Annotated in this window: 25 protein-coding genes; 6 read left to right on the top strand and 19 right to left on the bottom strand. The window is 31.2% G+C overall.

Annotated features, from left to right (window positions below):
* Positions 1–12: 12 nt before the first annotated feature.
* Positions 13–747: an AAA family ATPase gene (locus A4F88_RS10535; protein ID WP_068842570.1), complete on the top strand. Its 735-nt coding sequence runs from the start codon at positions 13–15 to the stop codon at positions 745–747.
* A gap of 52 nt (positions 748–799) precedes the next feature.
* Here the strand turns inward: A4F88_RS10535 and A4F88_RS10530 are convergent, their stop codons facing one another.
* From A4F88_RS10530 to A4F88_RS10465, 15 genes are all read right to left on the bottom strand, one after another.
* A complete protein-coding gene (locus A4F88_RS10530; RefSeq protein WP_068842569.1) occupies positions 800–1,411 on the bottom strand; it encodes a thioredoxin family protein in 612 nt (203 codons plus the stop codon).
* Between the two features lie 50 nt (positions 1,412–1,461).
* Complete coding sequence (locus A4F88_RS10525; protein WP_068842568.1) at positions 1,462–1,938, bottom strand: TlpA disulfide reductase family protein; 477 nt, start codon at positions 1,936–1,938, stop codon at positions 1,462–1,464.
* Between the two features lie 217 nt (positions 1,939–2,155).
* On the bottom strand, positions 2,156–2,809 hold the full coding sequence (locus A4F88_RS10520) for an Imm19 family immunity protein (protein WP_068842567.1): 654 nt from the start codon (positions 2,807–2,809) through the stop codon (positions 2,156–2,158).
* A gap of 2 nt (positions 2,810–2,811) precedes the next feature.
* Positions 2,812–3,123: an aminoacyl-tRNA hydrolase gene (locus tag A4F88_RS10515; RefSeq protein ID WP_245179082.1), complete on the bottom strand. Its 312-nt coding sequence runs from the start codon at positions 3,121–3,123 to the stop codon at positions 2,812–2,814.
* Positions 3,124–3,167: 44 nt separating this feature from the next.
* On the bottom strand, positions 3,168–3,344 hold the full coding sequence (locus tag A4F88_RS25420; protein ID WP_156062661.1) for a hypothetical protein: 177 nt from the start codon (positions 3,342–3,344) through the stop codon (positions 3,168–3,170).
* A 29-nt stretch (positions 3,345–3,373) separates the two neighbouring features.
* Positions 3,374–4,090 (bottom strand): leucine-rich repeat domain-containing protein, encoded by a 717-nt coding sequence (locus A4F88_RS10510; RefSeq protein ID WP_068842565.1) that lies wholly within the window; start codon positions 4,088–4,090, stop codon positions 3,374–3,376.
* Positions 4,091–4,185: 95 nt separating this feature from the next.
* Positions 4,186–4,869, bottom strand: a complete 684-nt coding sequence (locus tag A4F88_RS10505; RefSeq protein ID WP_068842564.1) for a hypothetical protein — start codon at positions 4,867–4,869, stop codon at positions 4,186–4,188.
* Positions 4,870–5,203: 334 nt separating this feature from the next.
* Positions 5,204–5,596 carry a hypothetical protein gene (locus tag A4F88_RS10500; protein WP_068842563.1) on the bottom strand — a complete coding sequence of 131 codons (393 nt, stop codon included), beginning with the start codon at positions 5,594–5,596 and terminating at the stop codon, positions 5,204–5,206.
* Positions 5,597–5,728: 132 nt separating this feature from the next.
* Positions 5,729–6,676, bottom strand: a complete 948-nt coding sequence (locus A4F88_RS10495) for a DUF6985 domain-containing protein (protein WP_068842562.1) — start codon at positions 6,674–6,676, stop codon at positions 5,729–5,731.
* 445 nt (positions 6,677–7,121) lie between these two features.
* Positions 7,122–7,583 (bottom strand): IS200/IS605 family transposase, encoded by a 462-nt coding sequence (tnpA, locus tag A4F88_RS10490; protein WP_068842561.1) that lies wholly within the window; start codon positions 7,581–7,583, stop codon positions 7,122–7,124.
* Between the two features lie 101 nt (positions 7,584–7,684).
* Positions 7,685–7,885, bottom strand: a complete 201-nt coding sequence (locus A4F88_RS10485; protein WP_245179081.1) for an Imm17 family immunity protein — start codon at positions 7,883–7,885, stop codon at positions 7,685–7,687.
* A gap of 160 nt (positions 7,886–8,045) precedes the next feature.
* Positions 8,046–9,227: an ankyrin repeat domain-containing protein gene (locus A4F88_RS10480; protein ID WP_068842560.1), complete on the bottom strand. Its 1,182-nt coding sequence runs from the start codon at positions 9,225–9,227 to the stop codon at positions 8,046–8,048.
* 402 nt (positions 9,228–9,629) lie between these two features.
* Positions 9,630–10,991, bottom strand: coding sequence for a DUF6138 family protein (locus tag A4F88_RS10475; protein ID WP_068842559.1), 1,362 nt, complete (start codon positions 10,989–10,991; stop codon positions 9,630–9,632).
* 35 nt (positions 10,992–11,026) lie between these two features.
* Positions 11,027–11,725 (bottom strand): hypothetical protein, encoded by a 699-nt coding sequence (locus A4F88_RS10470; RefSeq protein ID WP_082815745.1) that lies wholly within the window; start codon positions 11,723–11,725, stop codon positions 11,027–11,029.
* Between the two features lie 27 nt (positions 11,726–11,752).
* Positions 11,753–12,070 carry a winged helix-turn-helix transcriptional regulator gene (locus A4F88_RS10465; RefSeq protein ID WP_068842558.1) on the bottom strand — a complete coding sequence of 106 codons (318 nt, stop codon included), beginning with the start codon at positions 12,068–12,070 and terminating at the stop codon, positions 11,753–11,755.
* A 161-nt stretch (positions 12,071–12,231) separates the two neighbouring features.
* Between A4F88_RS10465 and A4F88_RS10460 the strand changes: the two genes are divergently transcribed.
* Positions 12,232–13,149, top strand: a complete 918-nt coding sequence (locus A4F88_RS10460) for a DsbA family protein (RefSeq protein ID WP_068842557.1) — start codon at positions 12,232–12,234, stop codon at positions 13,147–13,149.
* A gap of 57 nt (positions 13,150–13,206) precedes the next feature.
* Here the strand turns inward: A4F88_RS10460 and A4F88_RS10455 are convergent, their stop codons facing one another.
* Complete coding sequence (locus tag A4F88_RS10455) at positions 13,207–13,686, bottom strand: hypothetical protein (protein WP_068842556.1); 480 nt, start codon at positions 13,684–13,686, stop codon at positions 13,207–13,209.
* Positions 13,687–13,698: 12 nt separating this feature from the next.
* Positions 13,699–14,619, bottom strand: coding sequence for a hypothetical protein (locus tag A4F88_RS10450; RefSeq protein WP_068842555.1), 921 nt, complete (start codon positions 14,617–14,619; stop codon positions 13,699–13,701).
* Positions 14,620–14,958: 339 nt separating this feature from the next.
* On the opposite strand from A4F88_RS10450, the gene A4F88_RS25415 reads away from it, so the two are divergent.
* The 4 genes from A4F88_RS25415 (at position 14,959) to A4F88_RS10435 (ending at position 16,403) form a co-directional block, all read left to right on the top strand.
* Positions 14,959–15,108, top strand: coding sequence for a hypothetical protein (locus A4F88_RS25415; RefSeq protein ID WP_156062660.1), 150 nt, complete (start codon positions 14,959–14,961; stop codon positions 15,106–15,108).
* Positions 15,109–15,129: 21 nt separating this feature from the next.
* On the top strand, positions 15,130–15,495 hold the full coding sequence (locus A4F88_RS10445; protein ID WP_068842554.1) for a hypothetical protein: 366 nt from the start codon (positions 15,130–15,132) through the stop codon (positions 15,493–15,495).
* A gap of 202 nt (positions 15,496–15,697) precedes the next feature.
* Positions 15,698–16,096, top strand: a complete 399-nt coding sequence (locus tag A4F88_RS10440) for a hypothetical protein (protein ID WP_068842553.1) — start codon at positions 15,698–15,700, stop codon at positions 16,094–16,096.
* Positions 16,097–16,133: 37 nt separating this feature from the next.
* Positions 16,134–16,403: a hypothetical protein gene (locus A4F88_RS10435; protein WP_068842552.1), complete on the top strand. Its 270-nt coding sequence runs from the start codon at positions 16,134–16,136 to the stop codon at positions 16,401–16,403.
* 202 nt (positions 16,404–16,605) lie between these two features.
* Here A4F88_RS10435 and A4F88_RS10430 read toward each other — a convergent pair whose 3' ends face one another.
* Together A4F88_RS10430 and A4F88_RS10425 are read right to left on the bottom strand one after the other, a co-directional pair.
* Positions 16,606–16,980 (bottom strand): SpoIIAA family protein, encoded by a 375-nt coding sequence (locus tag A4F88_RS10430; RefSeq protein ID WP_068842551.1) that lies wholly within the window; start codon positions 16,978–16,980, stop codon positions 16,606–16,608.
* A 243-nt stretch (positions 16,981–17,223) separates the two neighbouring features.
* On the bottom strand, positions 17,224–18,249 hold the full coding sequence (locus A4F88_RS10425; RefSeq protein WP_068842550.1) for an NAD(P)-dependent alcohol dehydrogenase: 1,026 nt from the start codon (positions 18,247–18,249) through the stop codon (positions 17,224–17,226).
* Between the last annotated feature and the right edge of the window lie 174 nt (positions 18,250–18,423).

Here is an 18,423-nt window from a genome sequence, read left to right as displayed (position 1 = left end):
ATAAAAGCTCAAATGAATCTGTACGAACTTGTTGTAAACGATACTGAAAAAATAGCACTGAACGATTTACTTTTTAGCGAAGAGAATAAATCTGCTCTTTTTCAAACTATAAAAGAACATCAATACATTGAAGAGTTAAAAAAATACAATCTTAAGGTTGATAACAAAATACTCCTTCACGGTCATTCCGGATGTGGTAAAACGACAACAGCTAAGGCTATTGCTACTGCTTTAAATAAAAGTATTGTTATAATTAATCTGAGTACGCTAATCAATGCTAAAATAGGTGAAACTTCAAAAAATGTAAAGGCAATTTTTGATAAAGCGATTCGTGAAAAAGCAGTGCTGTTTCTGGATGAATTTGATCAGATTGGCAAAAGCCGGGATAATGATGACAAGGATGTTGCCGAGATGAAACGTCTGGTCAACACCATCATTCAGTTGATAGATTATTTGCCTGTAGAAAGTTTGCTTATTTGTGCAACCAATTATTATAATAGTATTGATACAGCCTTGCTAAGGAGATTTCAGATTAAACTAAAGTTTGAAATGCCAACTGAAAAAGAACTTGATCACTATTACGATAAACTATTAACTGATTTTCCGTTGCATTTGCAGGATATTCCACGAAAATACAATATCTCATACGCCGAAGTCAAAGACTACATTCATACTACAATGAAAAGGCAAATTATTGCTGAATTAGAACTTTTGGAACAGCAAAAACTAAGTGAAACAATGTTATAAAAAAATGCCTCATATATTGAGGCATTTTTTTAATTAAAAGGGTTTATTGCTATTAAGCTTTTGCTTTTCTTTTTACGGTACAACCAATTTCTTTAGTTTGCGTAACTGCCGGTTTTTGATTGCTTTTTAAGGCTGCAATTGCATCTTCGGCATATTTTATTTTTTCAGTTTTAGTTCCTTCAGGATCATTATCTATTGCTCCAACATATTCTACGATATTTCCTTTGGCGGTTTTAGATACGATAAAAAGATGTGGTGTATGTTTTGCACCGTACTGATCAGTAACTTTTTGTCCGGCATCAAATAAATACGGAAAAGGATATTTTTTTTCTTTTGCCAAATCCTGCATTTTATCAAACGCATCTGCTTTTGAAGCTTCAGGATCGTTTGGATTAATCGCAATTACCGGATATCCTTGTGATCTGAACTTTTTGTCTAAGTCAATGATTCTTTGCTCATAAGCGACAGCATAAGGACAAGTGTTGCAGGTAAACACTACAATAAAACCTTTGGCTTTTGGATAGCTTGCAAAAGAAACTTCTTTGTTGTCTACATTTTTCAATTTAAATTCCGGTGCGGTGTCTCCGGCTTTAAGCGTTGCCGTTTGTGCCTGAGAAAGAAAGGCAGAAAATGCCAAGACTAATAAAAGGATTATTTTTTTCATTTTGGGTAAAGTTTTAATTAGTTAAAGGTTCTGTATTTTTAATAAATGTTCTACAACTTTTTATATTCGCTCAATAATTGTTCGTAGGTAAATTCGCTTTCAACAAATTTTCGTGTGTCGCCTTTAATAAAAAGCGTTGCGGGAATACTGCCTGACCATGAAGGATCAATTCTGTCGATATATTCCTGCGGGCTGCTTTCGTTTAGAAGAAAGACTTCATTTTTTAGATTTTTTCTTTTTACAAAGGGAATTACGTTTGAGTTTAATTTCGATTTAAAATCAACGCTTACTAACAAAACTTTTAGCTTATCTGATTTATAATCTGCTGCCAGTTTTTCGAAATGCGGAAGCTCTTTTATACAAGGTGCACACCAGGTTGCCCAAAAGTTGATAACATAAGTACTGTCTTTTCCTGTTTTAATTCTTTCATTAAGCTGATCTAAAGTAATCAGTTTTACATTCTGGCTGTAAGCCGATGCTGAAAAAAATCCAAAAAGAAAAATATAGATAAAAGACTTGATTTTCATAAGTTACAGCGCTTTAGGATTTGTTTTGCCTTACAAATATAAACTAATGAAAATATACTTTTTGTTAATAAAAGTTTAATGGTTTGAAATAGTTGTTTTAGAACTACAAAGGTTCAGAGCCACAAAGGCACAAAGGTTTTATATATTTTGTTCCTGTGGAATTCTATAATGTTTGGTGCTTTTTTACAGTGAAATTTTTCTATCAAATACAAAAAGTTTACTTTTTAAAAGGAGACAAAGCTTTATTCAATTCTATTACATCTTCTATATAACGAGGATATGCAGTTATATTCCTGACGCTATGGTTTTGATTGTTTGTTATCCCGATTTCAGCTGTTTCCACAAATGGAGATTTTATTATTAAACCATTTAAAATACAATCTGCAATATATTCAGAATGTATTTCAAATTTTGGAATTGCTCCCAGATGTTTTACGATTATTGGTTTCAAAATAGGTTTCTGATTTTCTTCTATTCCAACCATTGGCAAAAGAAGTAAAAAGAAAACAGGATATTTTTCAAAGGCTAATAATTCATTTAATGTGAAAAAACATATTTCAAAATGACCTCCTAAATTACCAATGTATATATCGTTCAGGAAAAAATTGATTTCGTATTCCTGAAACTCAATTGCAAAGTTTAAATCATTTGTTAGATCATCAGTAAAATATCTTGGATTTTCCTCTATTGATTTATAATTAAAAAATATTCGTTCCCATTCATAAAAATCAGTTTCATTGGTTTCTATAACCTCAACTGCTTCATCGATATTAATTTCTTTTTTATCATCAAAACCTCTAAACCAGCATAAATACAATTTCCAGAAAAAGGTATTATGCTGAATTTCTTCTTTTGTTATCTGTCTATTCATAGTTACAAATGATCTTGTGGTGTCCACATTCTAAAAAACTTAAACATTTTAGAGTATTCTTCCCGTGGTACAAATGCGATACAAACTTCTTTATTTTCTAATGCGGATTCTGTTAGTATAATATGATCTGTTTCTTTTGTTGCATTTATAAATTCTTTTTCAGAAACTACACAAACTACTTTTTTAAATATTCCGTTGATCCATGTTTGCATATTCTCATTATGTTCAAACTTTCTAAAACAGGCTAAAGAAGCATGTGCTGTTATTACGGGAACCAGTTTGTCCGGAACATCCTGCTTTACTAAAATGTACATTTTCATATTATTTTTTGTTCAGATAAAACATTATTTTATTCTAATTACCTCAAATCAGCAATTGGTCCGCCATAACGTGAATGTCCTAACGGAATATCTAGTGTACTGGCTTTTACTAATGATTCATTTTTTAGTAATATTTGGGGCATTTTTATACTATCCCCATAATAATGTTTGTTGCCTGGAATTAGTTCTATGATATCAAAAGTTTGTTCCTTCATTTTTTATTCTATTTATAATACTGTTTTAATTATTGAATTAATGGTAATTCTTTTTTCAAAGCCTCCCATTGTTCATTTTTCAAATACCTTGGAAGTAATGCTATTTCTTGCAGTTTTTTCATTTCATATAATAGAGATAAATCAACTTTTTTTTCTTCGAATGCAATATTCAAATATAAATATTTCAACTCAGTTAAGGATTTTAATGGACTTATACTTTTAATCAATTTACCTGTGCCACTTATTTTTCCGTGATGAATAAAGAGTTCTTGCAAATTTATTAAAGAAGAAATTGGGGTTAAATCATATAGGTTATTAATTCCAAAGATATAAAGTGTCTTTAAACTTTTCATCCCTGTTAAAAAGTCAATATTCTGAACTTTTTTGATATTGGCAAGTACCAAAACTTCAACAGATTTTAAACTGGATAAGTCTGGAATTTTGTCCTGCTGATTTATACTTAATTTTAAATATTTTAAGTTCGAAATTGTTGAAAAAACCGAAATTCGCTCTTCATCAATATCTCCTAATGAAATGGCTTCTATTTTATCATTCTCCTTTAAAGAAGATAAGTTAGTATATTTTAATTTAAACTTTTTAAGAGGTGTCGACATTTCTAGAAACACAGTGTCTTTAGGAATTTCTGATAAATCAAAAATACCTCTAATGGCATCTTTATAAGAACCTAAATGAGCAAAATCTCCTGAAGGTGCTTTTCCTTCTAATAAATAATTATTCCAATTCATATACTTTGATTAGTTTCAAATTAATATCTGGTTTATAAAATCAGTTAGCCAATTCTTTTTAATTCCTTTAAGACAAAAATTTAAAACCATAAAAATCAAACAATTAAAGTAGCTTCTTTATGCTGAAAAACAATAAATTCATCTATGGTTCCTTGCTTATAAGCATTACGAAATCTGCCAGCTTTTCTTGGTATCCTGTCATCATTACGTAAAAAATTTACTTCGATATTCTTGTCATCTTTTTTTAAAATCAGCTTAAATGTATCCTCTTTTAAAATGTAGTCAACAATAACGCTACCATAGATATAATCTGTTAAATTATCCCATGCAACACTTGAGATATTCGATATCCAGGGTTTTGTTCTGTCATAAAAGCTCCAGTGGCATCCTACTATGATATCATCTACAAAAACATAGTTATCGGCACTCCAAACGGCATATACTATAAACTCTGTATCATCAAGCAATAATCCAAAAAATCCGGGACCACCCATTCCGTAATTTCCCAGAGAGGTACTAACTTTTGTCACTGATTTTCCTATAATTGTTTTTTGAGCGGTATCTTTGAATAATAAAGGCTTATTAAAAATTAAAGTTTCTGTTCTTTCTTTTAATTCTCCATACATTAAAGAAGCCTTTTCGTTACCTCTGGGAAGACCTATTTCTTTATATTCCAACCAGCCAGATTTTTTCCAATGAGATAGTTCTTTCTTTTTTATTATCATTGAATATTGCTCAATGAAGCCCATTTTTAGATTTACATAATCATGCTTTTTCATTACGGTTGTTTTATCAATGTTTGGACCAAAATGTTCGACCTTCTATTATATTGAGATTTCAATAGAAGCTACTAAAACATAACATATGGATTATTTAAGTTATTTTTTTTTGCATCAGGATAAGGATCTTACATCCGGCAAAAAACATTTCTTACAAAAATATAGAGATCCTAATAATGAGATGTTTAGAGTAAGATATAATTATATCATTATAAGACAGAATAAATCAAAAAAAGAGCCCGATATTGCATCGGGCTCTTTTTCGATCAAATTAAAAAACAAACTGATCGCTACTTTTAATATAATCTATAATTACTTAACATTTAGAAATGTCTTAGATTTTTACATTTATATTATTTACAAACAAAAGTGTCTGCATATTATCCATTTTGGTAAGAGATAAAACTCCGTTTTTGTTTTCGTTAATTGCGTTGATTTTAAAACAAAACTCATCTCCGTCTCTGTCCATTAAAGTTAAATATTCTGTTGTATCATCTGAGTTGTTTTGACAACTGTGCGAAATCGTATATCGATACATCACTTTAAAAACATCCTTATCATAATTGTACAGTTTTCCATCCTGAGTAAATACCCATTTTGTATTTCGATTTGCATCAACATACCACGTTCCGACAATTCTTTTAGAGGAAGGTTCCTGAGTCTGGCTGCTTCCAAAAATTGCAGGAATCTGCCATAATAATAACAGAATTATAAATAGCTTTTTCATATTTTATGTTTTATTGTTTACTCTTGTTTTTTTTGAATTTGTTTTATTTGTAAAAATAATATTAATTAACCAAAAATTATCTATCTGTCAGACAAGTATTTATCAATCAGATCTTAATTGGCTATTTTATAATTATTCTTTGCTTTCTCTGTCTTTTTCGGCTGACCAAATCGAAAATGCGGTATCAGCACCTTCTATTTCAATTACTCTGTCTTTATGCGTCATAATACCTAAACCATGCTCTCCATCCCAGGAACAGGAAAAAAGATAACCGATATAGGGAATATTGTCTTTAAAAACAGATGTTATATAAATGGTGGTTGGCGAAATTAAATTTACAAAATCTTTTATTTCCGCAATATCCGGCATGAAGTCAGGTTTTTCTTCTTCGTTATAATTGTATCTTTTTTGCCATTCGGGATATACCTTCATTAGTGCTGTCAAAATACTTTCGAGTATTTTTATCTGATTATTTTCAAGATATTCGATTCCGTTTTCATGTTCTTTGGTAAGTTCTTCTTCCTCTTCATCATCAAATAAAACTTCACATTGTATACAATCGTCTTCTTCATTAAAAAATGATGCCCATTCTTTTAATTCAATACAATTGAAATAATCCTCCTCTTCGATTTCTTCTTGTTTGGGAAGTACACGGGGACTACCTAAATGTTTATTAAAGAATTCGTAGCAAAATGGCGCTCTGGTAAATATATAATCTGGGTTTTCATCATAGCACAAATAAAAATATTCCAGCGCTTTTTCTTCATTTTTACATTCTAAACAGCATTCTCCTTTATAATAATTTCTAACATAAGCCGCATTTCGTTCTGACGCCGAATGAAGATCGTCAAATTCTAGCCAGCGCATCATATTAGGAAAATCTTCCGCCCAAATATATTCGTTAGTCATTCTTCCAATTATGATAACAGCTTCATAAATACGATACTTTTCATCATCTGCTTCTGCCCATTTTTCTTCAATAAACTGAATCAGGTCTTCTTTAGTAAGTTTATTTTTCTTTAAAGAAAACTTATCAAGAAAAGTAGATATTTCGTCTATGATTTTTACAGCGTTTGACATTTTTTATGCTTTTATTATTAAATGACTCTTCTTTTCAAACGTTCCTACGGAACGTAAAAACTTTTATTTTTTTGATGTTCTACCGATGAGATGTTCCCATGGAACATAACTGAATTTATGGAAATGTTTTAATTTAAAAATTTTTATAAAATATATTAATGAACAATATAAAACATATTTAATGAATGTTCCATTGGAACATTTTATTGGTAACTAATTAATCCTCTTTCTCACATCGTCGTCCCTTAGGGACGTTTGATCTTAGCTATGTGATCTTTTAAGAAAACAGAACTAAATTATATAAAATTCTTTTTATTTAGATACTTTTAAAACAAATCAAAGAGTAATATTAAACATCTTTAAAACTTCAAGAGGAACATTTATTGGCAACTAATTAATAGCTCTATACATATCGTTTCATGGAAACGTTTGATCTCACATTATATTACGAACCTGGCTCTTTAAATATATATTGTTCATCATACTCTATTTCAAATGCCTTTAGAAACTTTTGATATTCTTCCAAAAATGTTTCTTTTTTATGATGTTCTTCCTGATTTTGTATATAGTGAATCACATTCTGAACATGGCTTTTTGAATAAGAAAAGGCACCATAACCTTCCTGCCATGCAAAATAAGGAGATAGATTTTGCTCTTTAATCCATTTACTGGTTTCTGTTTTTACATTCTGAATAAGTGAGGAAATAGATTGCGTTGGCCGCATACCAATAAAAATATGAATATGATCAGGCATGCTGTTTATACATAACATTTTGTGTTGATTTGACTGAATTATTCCGGTTATATATTGATGTAATCTGTCTTTCCATTCTTTATCAATTAATGCTTTTCGAAATTTTACAGCAAAAACAAACTGAATATGTATTTGTGTATATGTATTGGCCATTTTTGTCAAGTATTAATAAATTCAATTTATAAGATGTTGATGAAACATTCATTGCTATTTTTTTCAAAACAATCAAATCATTAAAAAACAACTAACTAATGCTATTTTATACAGGTAAAATATACCCAGCCAATGCCTATTATAGTAAATAACACACCGCTAATGAAACCAATTATCCGGGATGTTTTTCTTCCCCAATAGCGGCTTGCCTGTCCAAGGCTCCATTTACTTTGATAATATTCATCTGGTTTGTAGAGCCAATCCCAGTCTTTAATAGCTCCCAGAATAAATAATATTCCCATTATGAGTATTGTAAATGAAAATATTTTTGCTGTCGTTTCTTTATTTACATGTATCCAATTGTGTATATCCATCTTTGCAATAATAAAATTTAGTTGTTGTATTATGTTTGACATAATTAACTCTACCTTCAATCAAAGAATTAAAATGAGGTTATTCTGTTTATCTCGCAGCAAGGAGCAGTTCTACAGTTTTAGCTTTGGCATCATCTAAAACAGCGAGCATCATTGGCGTTTCGTCTCTATCATTCAATGAATCAGGATCTGCGCCTTCCTGAAGCAATAGTTTCACTTTACGATATACTTCTTTTGCTGTTTCACTGTCCCATCCGGTATACGATGCACAAACCATATGCAAAATGGTATCGCCATTATTATCTTTTTGATGGACATCAATAAACTTCTGTTCTAATACAAATTTTAATACTTCCGTTTTTTTGCGTGCCAATAATGAAATTGCCGATATGTTATCACCATGAGGGCCTGTAATGGTTTGCGAAAAATCGGCTCCGGCTTCGATTAACTTGGGCAGTAATTTCATATCCTCTTCGCTACCACTAAATCGTTTCATAAAAGCAATAAACGATGTTTCTCCATAACGATTAAGCATATCAAAATCCGGAGAAGCATATTGCATCATTAAGTCGAATGCAAGGTTACGTTCACCGTGTGCCATAGTATAATAAAAAGCTGAACATTTGTAATCATCAGTCTGGTTTGGATCAGCATCATGATCCAGCAATGTTTTAATATACTGATATGCACAATTTTTTACGGCATATATTAAAGCGGTTTCGCCCTCATTATTTTTCTGATTGATATCTATACCTGCGTCTATCAACATGAGAAACCATGCCATTTTGGTGTCGTCGCTAATTATATGCCAATAAATATCAATGATGTTGTGTAGATAAGTACGACCTGTACTACTTCTGTAATTTACATCGCAGCCTGCTTCTAATAAGAGATAAAAAAACTCGACCGGTAACCCACGATCCAGATAATATTCTAATAATGTTTTATTACTTACTTCTTCATTGATATTTTGTGTGTTTGAAACCAAATACCAAAAGAATCCAAGATTTTTTTCAGTTGCCGGTGTATTGTAATCAAAAGCAGAATAAATGGTACTTAAAAAGCTATCATATTCGTAAAGATCTAATACTTGTTTACTTCTTTGAAAAATTCCATGAGCCAGATCTCCGGCACCTTCTGCCATGAGAGATTCTATAGGATGTAATATAGCTTTATGATCAAAACATTCGTCAGGAAAACCATAACCTGCTGCTAAATAATCAAGTAATTCCTGCGCGTCTTTAAATTTTTGTGTCCCAATTGTAAACATATTTTCCTGTGTTTTTTATATGTGTTTTTTTATTTTATTACTCAAAAATATAAACGTTATGTTTTTAGGTTATAATTCTAATACAGTATCAAAAGAAGATTTATTTTTTTAGTACTTGTTTTGAAATTATAATTTAGCCTGAATACAAATTTATAAATCACAAATACTGAAGTACTTCACAAAAAGCTATTTATATATTAAAATAAGACTGAATAATAGATCACATAAAAAAAGCCGCAATTTTGACATTTAGTCAACTTTGCGGCTTGATAAAATTGTATTTACAGCTTTTGTTTTTCGATAAAATAGTGCTGATTATTTTATAACTGATTCCTGAAAGAAGATTTATTATTTTGAACGATACCAAAATTGTATCTCCGTTATCTCCTTTTTTATGGTTTTCTATTGTTCCTGAATTTGTAATTTTTCGAATAATACTTTCTCCTCATTATTCAGTTGTTTTACTATTTTATTAAAGTCTTTGCTTTGCCCGAAAATGGTGTACATAACGCTTTCCCAATAATAATCTGCCATTTCCTGAACTTCGGTTTCACCGTTTGAGAATTCTTTCAGATGCTCTTCGGTAAAATAATAGGCTGAAAAATTTTCTTTACTGTCTAATAATAAATTCAGGCTATTTTGGGTAATAAAATACGGAATGAAAGCTTTATTATGCGGATGTTCCTGCAGCGATAAAATCGCATTGATATAAACTTTTATTGATTTTTCGGTTACGCCAAATTTTTCCAAAAATACCGGTGTAAACTTTTGCTGAATCGATTGGTGTTCCTCATCTATTGTTTGATAATAACTAATGAGTGTCTCAAAATAAGTTTCGCTTTCTAATCCTAATGCAAAAACTGCAAAGGTTGAAGGCATGGCACAATTTTCGTCTTCAAGATTGGTGTACCATGCATACTTTTGCCGGGCAAGACTAATGTATTCCAGGATTTCCTGATGAAGGTTTGGATATTTTACTGCTCCTGCAAACAGGTAGTTTTGTCCACATTTTGGAAGTCCTTTTACAGGAAGTAATTCTTTATTTTTTGAAGAAAATGCTATTTCATAACTCTTAGGAAAATCTGATTTGAGCAGATTATTAACGAACACTAATGCCTTTTTATAGCTCTCTTCGGTTTCATTTGTTAGTTTTATATTGATGGTTGCAAAAACATCATTTGCCTTGCCTATAAAATCACTGTCTTTATAACCTGTAAGTTCTTTTGACAGTTTTCCGGTTCCATTTTTCTTAAGCTTTTCTACTTCATCAGAACCTAATGCTGTAACGACATCAAAATATTGATTTGCTGTAACTGATGCATAACTTGGCCCGTATTTAATATGTGAAACGGCTAAATAACACAGAAAACTCAACAATTCATTTTCTTCTTCTGCCAGGATTGGCTGAGGCAGGTTTTCACCTGTTTTAGGAACAAAAATTCTGGAATTATTTTTCTTTACACGTTCTATTTTACTACAAATCAAATCTTTTGTCAAATTTCCCAGCGCATATTCATAACTTCTAAATCCGTTTAGTTGTCTAAGTTTCTCTACAAAAGAAATATACAGTTCTTTTGAAAATGGACGTGTCTGGAAAAAATATTTTACAATAGGATCCAGAAGAAATTTTTCTCCTGTATGCAACAAATAAGGTTCCGGATATGCTTTGTCAATTTTAATTGTTCCTTCATTTATAGCATCAATGAATCTTTCTAAAAGGGCTTCATTGCCTTCTATTTTTACTAAATAATTTAGTTCTCTCATTTTTAAATTTTTATTCTAATAAATTATGGCAATTATTAATTCTCATCTTCGTCATATTCTTCATCATCATCGTATGAAAGATAAGACCAGTCTATATCTAAATTTTCTAAAATAGCATCAAAACGTTCCTGATCATTTGTTCCAATAAAAGCTCCTGTGCAATTATTTTCCTGATCAAAAGAAAGGCTTATCATTTCGTAATAATTGTCTGTAAACACTTTTTGATTGTCTCTGCTTATTTCGGGTACCAACATCCAGCGTTCTTCGATCTGCTTAACAGTTTCAGGATCAATTTCTCCAAAAAAATTTCCGTTATACTGTAATCCTCCCAAAGTCCCATTATAAACAGCCATCAACAAAAAGAAATCCTCGATTGTTTGGCTCTCAATTTCCCAGTCTGATTTTTCAATAGTATCGTAATTGCCATAAACCGCCGGATTATCCTTTTTTAAATCTTCTTTTTTGATTCCCCAAAATGCTACAAGCTGATTTTCTTCATAAATAACCAAATAGTTATCCTCTGAAAAACCAATTTCTCCATCGGGTTTTAAAAGTCTGTTATAAGAATAATTAAGGTTTTCTTCTTTCCCTAATTCCAGATAATATTCTTTGAGTTTTATTGGAAGTTTTACTTCTAATTTCTTTTCAAGGTCAAGAATTTCAGTTTCAGAAAATCCATGGTTTTCGTTTTCAGAAAGGTTATAGAGGCGTTTAATTTTTTGTATTAAAGTCATTTAAAAATAGATTATAGTCTGTAAAATTTATTTTTCTGAAAATAGTTCCAATTGTTTGAAAACCGGAATTAGAGATTTTGCTTTTTCTGATAAAGTATATTCGATATGAAGCGGTTTTAATTTAATGACATTTTTGTCTAAAAGTCCAAAATCTTCAAGTTCGCGAAGTGCAACTGCAATCGACTGTTTATTAGCCCCTTTTATATCTCTTAAAAGTCCGTTGAAACGCAAAGGACCATCAACAGCCAATAAAAAAATCTGCGGTTTCCATTTGCCTGATAATAATTTTAAAAGTCCTTCGGCAGGACATTCTTTTTCTGTTTCTCTGTGATTTTCTGTAGTCATCTTTTTTAGACTAATTGACTTGTGATTAAATACGAACGAACTTTGCGTAAAATTATAAATTTAAACCTAAAGCGTAAACTAAAAACAGTTATATGAAAATACTATTGCTGTTGTTAACCCTGATTTGCAGTGCAAGCTGTCAGTCGCAAACTAATTCTAAAATGAATGAAAATAAAACAAATCCGTTGTTGTGTGATCCTGTTAGCGGTACATGCGAAATGCCAATGGGAGAAACTTCAAATGAAACAACGGTTATTAGTACAGAAAATAAACCTGTAAAAATAATTTATTATACTGATCCTATTTGTTCTTCGTGCTGGGGAATTGAACCTCAGTTAAGAAAACTAAAACTGGAATACGGAGATTATTTTGAAATTGATTACAGAATGGGAGGTTTATTACCTGACTGGAGTTATAACAGCGGCGGAATAAGTAAACCTTCAGATGTTGCACATCATTGGGATGAAGCCAGTTTACATTATGAAATGCCAATTGATGGTGATGTATGGCTCGAAGATCCTCTGGATTCTTCTTACCCGTCTTGTATTGCCATGAAAGCAGCACAAATTCAGAGTAAAGATAAAGCGGTAAAATTTATGCGTGTTCTTCGTGAGAAATTGTATCTCGAAAAGAGAAATATTGCTAAATGGCAAAACATAACCGAAGCCGCAAAAACAGCGCAACTGGATTTTGACAAACTAAAAAAAGATTATGATGGTGAAGCTAAAAAACTTTTTCAGGATGATTTAAATTTGGCAAGAACACTTGGTGTAAGAGGTTTTCCGACTTTATTTTTTGCTGATGAGAACCAAAATAAGTTAACGGTTTATGGTTCTAAACCTTATAGTGCTTATGAAAATGCTTTACTGGCATTATATCCTGAAGCCAAAAAGAAGAAGGTACCAAATGATACTACATTTTCACTTTTTGAAATTTATCCCACATTGACACCCAAGGAATATGCTGTAATTTTTAATATCTCATATACTGAAGCGGAAATTATTCTGGAGAAATTATTCGAGAAAGGAAAACTGAGTAAGAAGACAATAAAAAACGGTTCTCTTTATATCAAAAAGTAATTTAAAATGCTAAAAGCCATAAAGAATGAACTTTATGGCTTTTAGCATTTATATGAATTATATCAATTCGCTGTCTTCCAGATTATCGACACTTATGGGCTGGTCAAATTTAAATGTTACTCCAATACCTAACGGATCACAAATATAAAAGTTTCCCTCTGCAAACCGGATCATCCATTCGATTGAATCTTCCCAAAAGGTAAGTTCAGGCAGATCAACAGGAAAAAGTTTTACCTCTAGGCTCAAAAACTCATATTCATTTTCTCTAATATTATACTTTTCTTTTTGTTCGCTTAAAGTCTGTTTTATAAACAAAATTGCGGTTTCTAAATATCGATCGATATCTGAAACAATTGTTTGCATAAAGTCAATTGTCTGACTGGAAATATTGCTGTTTTTTGTAAAGACATAAACAGGAATTTTGTTTGAAAAAAAAGTATTCGAAATATAACCCGTCCAGTAAAAATCATTTTCAGGTCCATCTCCTAAAACGAGTTGTCCAAATTTAGTTTCATAAACGTTATTATTTTCATTCATAATCATACATAATTAAATCCAACTAAAACTTTTACGCTCAATTTCTCTTTCGGTTTCATCCAAAACAGCTTCTAAGGTTTCTAAATCTAATTTATCAATTTTGGCTATGTCATACAAACCTTGTTTAATGAGATCAAAAGTTATTCTTTCTTTTTCTGTTTCACTTTTATCTGCATAAGCAGCATAATCTTTAAATACTGTAATTCCGTAAGCACAGTATTTTTCTTCTCTTCCGGCATAATACAACGCATTTTCAAAAGAATCTGAAACGATGATATGCAAATGAGTATAATCCGGTAAACGGAACTTTTCCTTACGAAGTTTTATTAATATTTTATCACAAAAACTCTTGTCATAAGGTGCGAAATAAAGCTTGTCTGCATTTTCAAATTCATAATAAAATTGCAAATCATAGATCAATTTCTTATTTTCTATAATACGATTTTCTCTTGCCGTTCTTTCATCTAAACTTCTTTTCAGCGCTGTTGCTCTTAAAGTTGACTTGTATTGTTTGTTTAAATCCCACAGATCTGCATTTTGCAATTCTAACTCTAAAGAAAGTAATGTTTGTACGATCTTCTGCTCATCAAAAATATCCATTTCCTTTTTTTTATGAGCCATAATTTTAAAAGCCTGACAGGCTAATTTAAAAACATCTTCTAAACTTTTTTCAGTTTCTAAAACTGGTAAAATCACTTTAACTATATTATTATTTCGATGATAAGTTGGCAATTTATTATACCAATTAATATAAAGATGTTTGTCTGTAAGATTGGCTGAAAAAAAAGCAAGTTGTATTTGAATTTCTTCAAAAGAAAACATTATGCCTTCTTGTTCAAATCTGTCAGAAATAATTTTTCCAAAATACCTAAATGGCTCGACAAGTCTGCCACCGTAAGAATCATGGGTGCATTTTATAAAATCAATTTTCATTTTATCAAATTCTAATCATTAACTTATATCTAATTTCTTGTAAACTAGAATCTCATTCGCGCATTTTAGCAGTTTAAGTTTAATTAAGTATTTGAAGCAGTACAAAATTAGATGCTATCTGTTTACTAATGATCTTCTAAAAGACATAATTATGTTATGATAAGTTCAAATTTTATATGCCTAAATTATTGAACATACTATAAGAATTACACCATTCTCATTATCTTTCATATAATAACACCCTGTTAATTATGAAATTACAAACTATTTTCGTGTAAGACGTATGCCAACATTACAGAGTAGATTTGTATGGTAACAAACATTTAAAAATTAAATATCATGAAAACTACAGATCAAAAAAACAGCAGTACTTCAACTTCAGGTGCAAAATCGATGGATAAGAAAATAGATAAAAAAGAAACGTCTCCAAAAAGAGAGGTAAAACATAATCCAAAAGACGACAAGAAACCTTCGACAGCAAAAAAATAATTAATTCTAAAGTATATTACTATGGAAAACGGAAACCACCAAAATTACGATCGGGATACTCGTGATTTTAGCCCGAATATTGATACGCTCATTAATAAGGAAAATGCAATTGAGAAAGATCAATATCAACATCAGGAAGAATATATTGATGATGTCAACCATCAAACGAATGATTATAACAGAAACGAAAGCGATCCAAACGGAGAACCTATCCTAAACGGAGAAGATCAGATTACAAATGATGAAGATCCTGAAAGCCTGGATAATACTTTAGAAAAAGATGGGGATCTGGATGATGATGACTCAGAGGACAGGGATAATTTGAGAGATATAGACGAAGAGCCGGACGAAGTATCGCATGATCCTTTTCCGAGTATAAATCCCTGAAATGTTAAGACATTATGACACGTTTTGAATAGATAACCGTTAAGAATTTGAACTTAACGGTTATTTTTTGTAAATTGAATTTCGAAATGAAATTTTATAATAAAAAAACAAAACTATATAATCTTAAGAGATTGAATTGCAGTAATTTTAAATTATTGGTTTTTAGCTAAATTAAAATCTGATTTAAAAATACACTGAGATCATGGATATCACAACTCAAATTGTCTGGTTGTTTGTTCTCGCTATTCCGATAGCGTGCATTAGCTGGACAGTTACACACGAAGAAATATTTAAAGAGCCTCGTGAATGGTGTGTAAAGCATTCTAAAAACGATCGTACTCTTTTGTCACGAAAGGCATTTTATCTTTTTACCTGTGAGTATTGTTTTAGCCATTATGTCACAATCGCTTTTTTAATCCTGTGTAATTATAAACTTTTGCTAAATGATTGGCGCGGTTATATTTTGGCAGGATTTTCGCTGGTTTTTATGGCAAATGTTTACATGAGTTTTTTTGCCTTGCTAAGACAGGCGATAAAAAAGGAAAAGGTAGAAAATGAAAAAATAGAAAATGAAACGGATAGTGAAAAACTATCTGTATAAATATCAAACAGGTTTAACTAAATTAATTATTATAATCATGGAAAATTTAAACTTCATAGACCCGCTATTGCACGGAATAACGCCAAAACCAGCCTCTAAATTATCTGTAAAAAATTTAGTTTGCGCCGGAGTAAGTTCGCTTTTAATTGGTGCGGTATTGAAAAAAACGGGACAACATAAAACTGCTGCAATTGTAGGAAGCCTTGCAGTACCTCTATTGGCAACAGCATGTTACAAACAAATTGCAAAAAACGCTAAAGCAAAAAGAGAAATTAATGACAGCAGCGGAATTGAGTACAACCATTAATGTTTAGTTTTAGATTGAATGTGTTACAACCACTTCATGTAAAGCATAAAAATCACAAAATAAAGCCACGAATTCAGGAATTACTATCAATAGAAAATTCCTGAATTTGTGGCTTTTATATTCAATATATAGCAAAACCTCTTTTTAATTAAAATGGTTTATCTGCTTACTTTTAAGTTTTTAAAGGTATTAGATTATGAAGCTATTTAATCTGAATATTTCCTTCTACCCAGTTTAAAGCCTTATTAAAATCTACTTTTTTGAATCCTTTAAATTCTCCAGGCACTACAAAACTAAATCCGTTGGTAAACGTAATTATATCATCAGAATCTGTGATGATCGCAGCCCTGTTCCATTTGCCAAGATGCTTTAATCCCAGTAAGGCATCTTCAAGCCAGGCTCCGGCAGTAAAATTTTCTATGTCTGTGTCTAAAACCAATAAAAAATTGATTTCGTTGATTTGTTTTACCAAATGTTCTACACTTGGAACTACTACTTTTAAAAAATCATCTTTAGAGACTTCTGCCAATGCTCTAAAAGCTACAATATTGTCTGTTGTATCAATTTGATGTATCATTTTAGTTTATTTTTTTGAGTTATTTTATTCATTATTTATGCTTCTGTTCTATAAATCACCTTCAAATTTAGTTATACAATACAACTGAAACCTTATATGATCTCATTCTGTTTTTATAGAATCACTACATTATGTATAAAAGAATTTGAGGTTTTAAAAGGGTATTTTTAAGGATAAAAGTTTAGATACATTTTATAAAAAAAGCAGGTCGAAATAAATTTCAATCTGCTTATGCTTTTTGTATTATGGAATTAATACTGCTCTTCCTTTTATTTGTCCGTGTCGTAGTTTGTCATAGACTTCGACTGCCTGGTCTAAATTGTATTTTTCGATTTCAATATGAATTTTCTTTTGTATTGCCAATCCAATTACTTCCATCAACTCGGTTCTGGAACCCCAATACGGATTGGTCATACTTACTCCAAATGGCAAACCGTTCATGTTGTATTCATATTTTCCTCCGCCAAGGCCTACAATCGTTAAGTCACCATCTAAACCGATCACTTTTGTTCCTAAATCAATGGTAGAAGAGGCGCCTACAAAATCAAGTACTACTTTGGCTTTTTTGATTCCTGTAATTTTTTTTATTTGTTCTGCAGCATCTTTATCTGTAGAATTAATTGCGTAAGCAGCTCCTAATTTCTTTGCAAATTCAAGTCTTTCAGGAGTTATATCGCAGGCAATAATTGTCGATCCGCACATTTCTGATAAAATCTGTAGGGCGACATGACCCAATCCGCCCACTCCAATTACGACTACATATTCATCAGGCATTAATTTAGGCAAAGAACGTTTAATTGCTGAGTACGGGGTTAAGGCTGCATCTGTTAAAGGAGCTGCAATAACAGGATCTAAGTCGTGAATGTGAACCAGCAAGCGGGAAGAAGGAACGAGCATATAATCTGCCATACCGCCGTTTAATCCTAGTCCGCCACCAAAAGCCATTTCAGACTGATGATCACAATAATTTTCATTCGAATGCTGGCAAGGTTTGCAATGTCCGCAACCCCAGGGTCCGTAAACCAAAACAGCATCTCCTTTTTTAAACCCTTTTACATCCTCTCCTATTTCTTCTATCCATCCTGCATTTTCGTGTCCTAATGTAAAAGTAACTCCGGATACTATTCCTTCGTCTATGATATGCAAATCAGAATGACACACTCCTGCTCCGCCAATCTTTAATAATACTTCATCTCCTTTTGGAGAGGGCTTTTCTAAGTCATTTACAACCCTAACATCTTTGTTACCAAAAAAACGTACTGCTTTCATAAGATTTTATTTATAAATTACTATAGTAAATTTAATCAAATAAAATCCAACTGCCTTACTTTTAGTGCTCTTTATCAATTTCTTAACTTTTTTTAGGTGCTGAGGTTTAAAGGGACAAAGAGGCAAAAAGAAACCATTTACCCCATTTTACTCTCGCAAATACCCGCCCGTTAG

Source organism: Flavobacterium chilense (genome assembly GCF_001602525.1).
GTDB lineage: Bacteria > Bacteroidota > Bacteroidia > Flavobacteriales > Flavobacteriaceae > Flavobacterium > Flavobacterium chilense.
This window is presented reverse-complemented; position numbering and strand designations above follow the sequence as displayed.

Bases quoted from the DNA above. Each gene is read 5' to 3' on its own strand.
- A4F88_RS10535 (WP_068842570.1), top strand. From the start codon at position 13: ATGAATCTGTACGAACTTGTTGTAAACGATACTGAAAAAATAGCACTG.
- A4F88_RS10530 (WP_068842569.1), bottom strand. From the start codon at position 1,411: ATGAAAAAAATAATCCTTTTATTAGTCTTGGCATTTTCTGCCTTTCTT.
- A4F88_RS10525 (WP_068842568.1), bottom strand. From the start codon at position 1,938: ATGAAAATCAAGTCTTTTATCTATATTTTTCTTTTTGGATTTTTTTCA.
- A4F88_RS10520 (WP_068842567.1), bottom strand. From the start codon at position 2,809: ATGAATAGACAGATAACAAAAGAAGAAATTCAGCATAATACCTTTTTC.
- A4F88_RS10515 (WP_245179082.1), bottom strand. From the start codon at position 3,123: ATGTACATTTTAGTAAAGCAGGATGTTCCGGACAAACTGGTTCCCGTA.
- A4F88_RS25420 (WP_156062661.1), bottom strand. From the start codon at position 3,344: ATGAAGGAACAAACTTTTGATATCATAGAACTAATTCCAGGCAACAAA.
- A4F88_RS10510 (WP_068842565.1), bottom strand. From the start codon at position 4,090: ATGAATTGGAATAATTATTTATTAGAAGGAAAAGCACCTTCAGGAGAT.
- A4F88_RS10505 (WP_068842564.1), bottom strand. From the start codon at position 4,869: ATGAAAAAGCATGATTATGTAAATCTAAAAATGGGCTTCATTGAGCAA.
- A4F88_RS10500 (WP_068842563.1), bottom strand. From the start codon at position 5,596: ATGAAAAAGCTATTTATAATTCTGTTATTATTATGGCAGATTCCTGCA.
- A4F88_RS10495 (WP_068842562.1), bottom strand. From the start codon at position 6,676: ATGTCAAACGCTGTAAAAATCATAGACGAAATATCTACTTTTCTTGAT.
- tnpA (WP_068842561.1), bottom strand. From the start codon at position 7,583: ATGGCCAATACATATACACAAATACATATTCAGTTTGTTTTTGCTGTA.
- A4F88_RS10485 (WP_245179081.1), bottom strand. From the start codon at position 7,885: ATGGGAATATTATTTATTCTGGGAGCTATTAAAGACTGGGATTGGCTC.
- A4F88_RS10480 (WP_068842560.1), bottom strand. From the start codon at position 9,227: ATGTTTACAATTGGGACACAAAAATTTAAAGACGCGCAGGAATTACTT.
- A4F88_RS10475 (WP_068842559.1), bottom strand. From the start codon at position 10,991: ATGAGAGAACTAAATTATTTAGTAAAAATAGAAGGCAATGAAGCCCTT.
- A4F88_RS10470 (WP_082815745.1), bottom strand. From the start codon at position 11,725: ATGACTTTAATACAAAAAATTAAACGCCTCTATAACCTTTCTGAAAAC.
- A4F88_RS10465 (WP_068842558.1), bottom strand. From the start codon at position 12,070: ATGACTACAGAAAATCACAGAGAAACAGAAAAAGAATGTCCTGCCGAA.
- A4F88_RS10460 (WP_068842557.1), top strand. From the start codon at position 12,232: ATGAATGAAAATAAAACAAATCCGTTGTTGTGTGATCCTGTTAGCGGT.
- A4F88_RS10455 (WP_068842556.1), bottom strand. From the start codon at position 13,686: ATGAATGAAAATAATAACGTTTATGAAACTAAATTTGGACAACTCGTT.
- A4F88_RS10450 (WP_068842555.1), bottom strand. From the start codon at position 14,619: ATGAAAATTGATTTTATAAAATGCACCCATGATTCTTACGGTGGCAGA.
- A4F88_RS25415 (WP_156062660.1), top strand. From the start codon at position 14,959: ATGAAAACTACAGATCAAAAAAACAGCAGTACTTCAACTTCAGGTGCA.
- A4F88_RS10445 (WP_068842554.1), top strand. From the start codon at position 15,130: ATGGAAAACGGAAACCACCAAAATTACGATCGGGATACTCGTGATTTT.
- A4F88_RS10440 (WP_068842553.1), top strand. From the start codon at position 15,698: ATGGATATCACAACTCAAATTGTCTGGTTGTTTGTTCTCGCTATTCCG.
- A4F88_RS10435 (WP_068842552.1), top strand. From the start codon at position 16,134: ATGGAAAATTTAAACTTCATAGACCCGCTATTGCACGGAATAACGCCA.
- A4F88_RS10430 (WP_068842551.1), bottom strand. From the start codon at position 16,980: ATGATACATCAAATTGATACAACAGACAATATTGTAGCTTTTAGAGCA.
- A4F88_RS10425 (WP_068842550.1), bottom strand. From the start codon at position 18,249: ATGAAAGCAGTACGTTTTTTTGGTAACAAAGATGTTAGGGTTGTAAAT.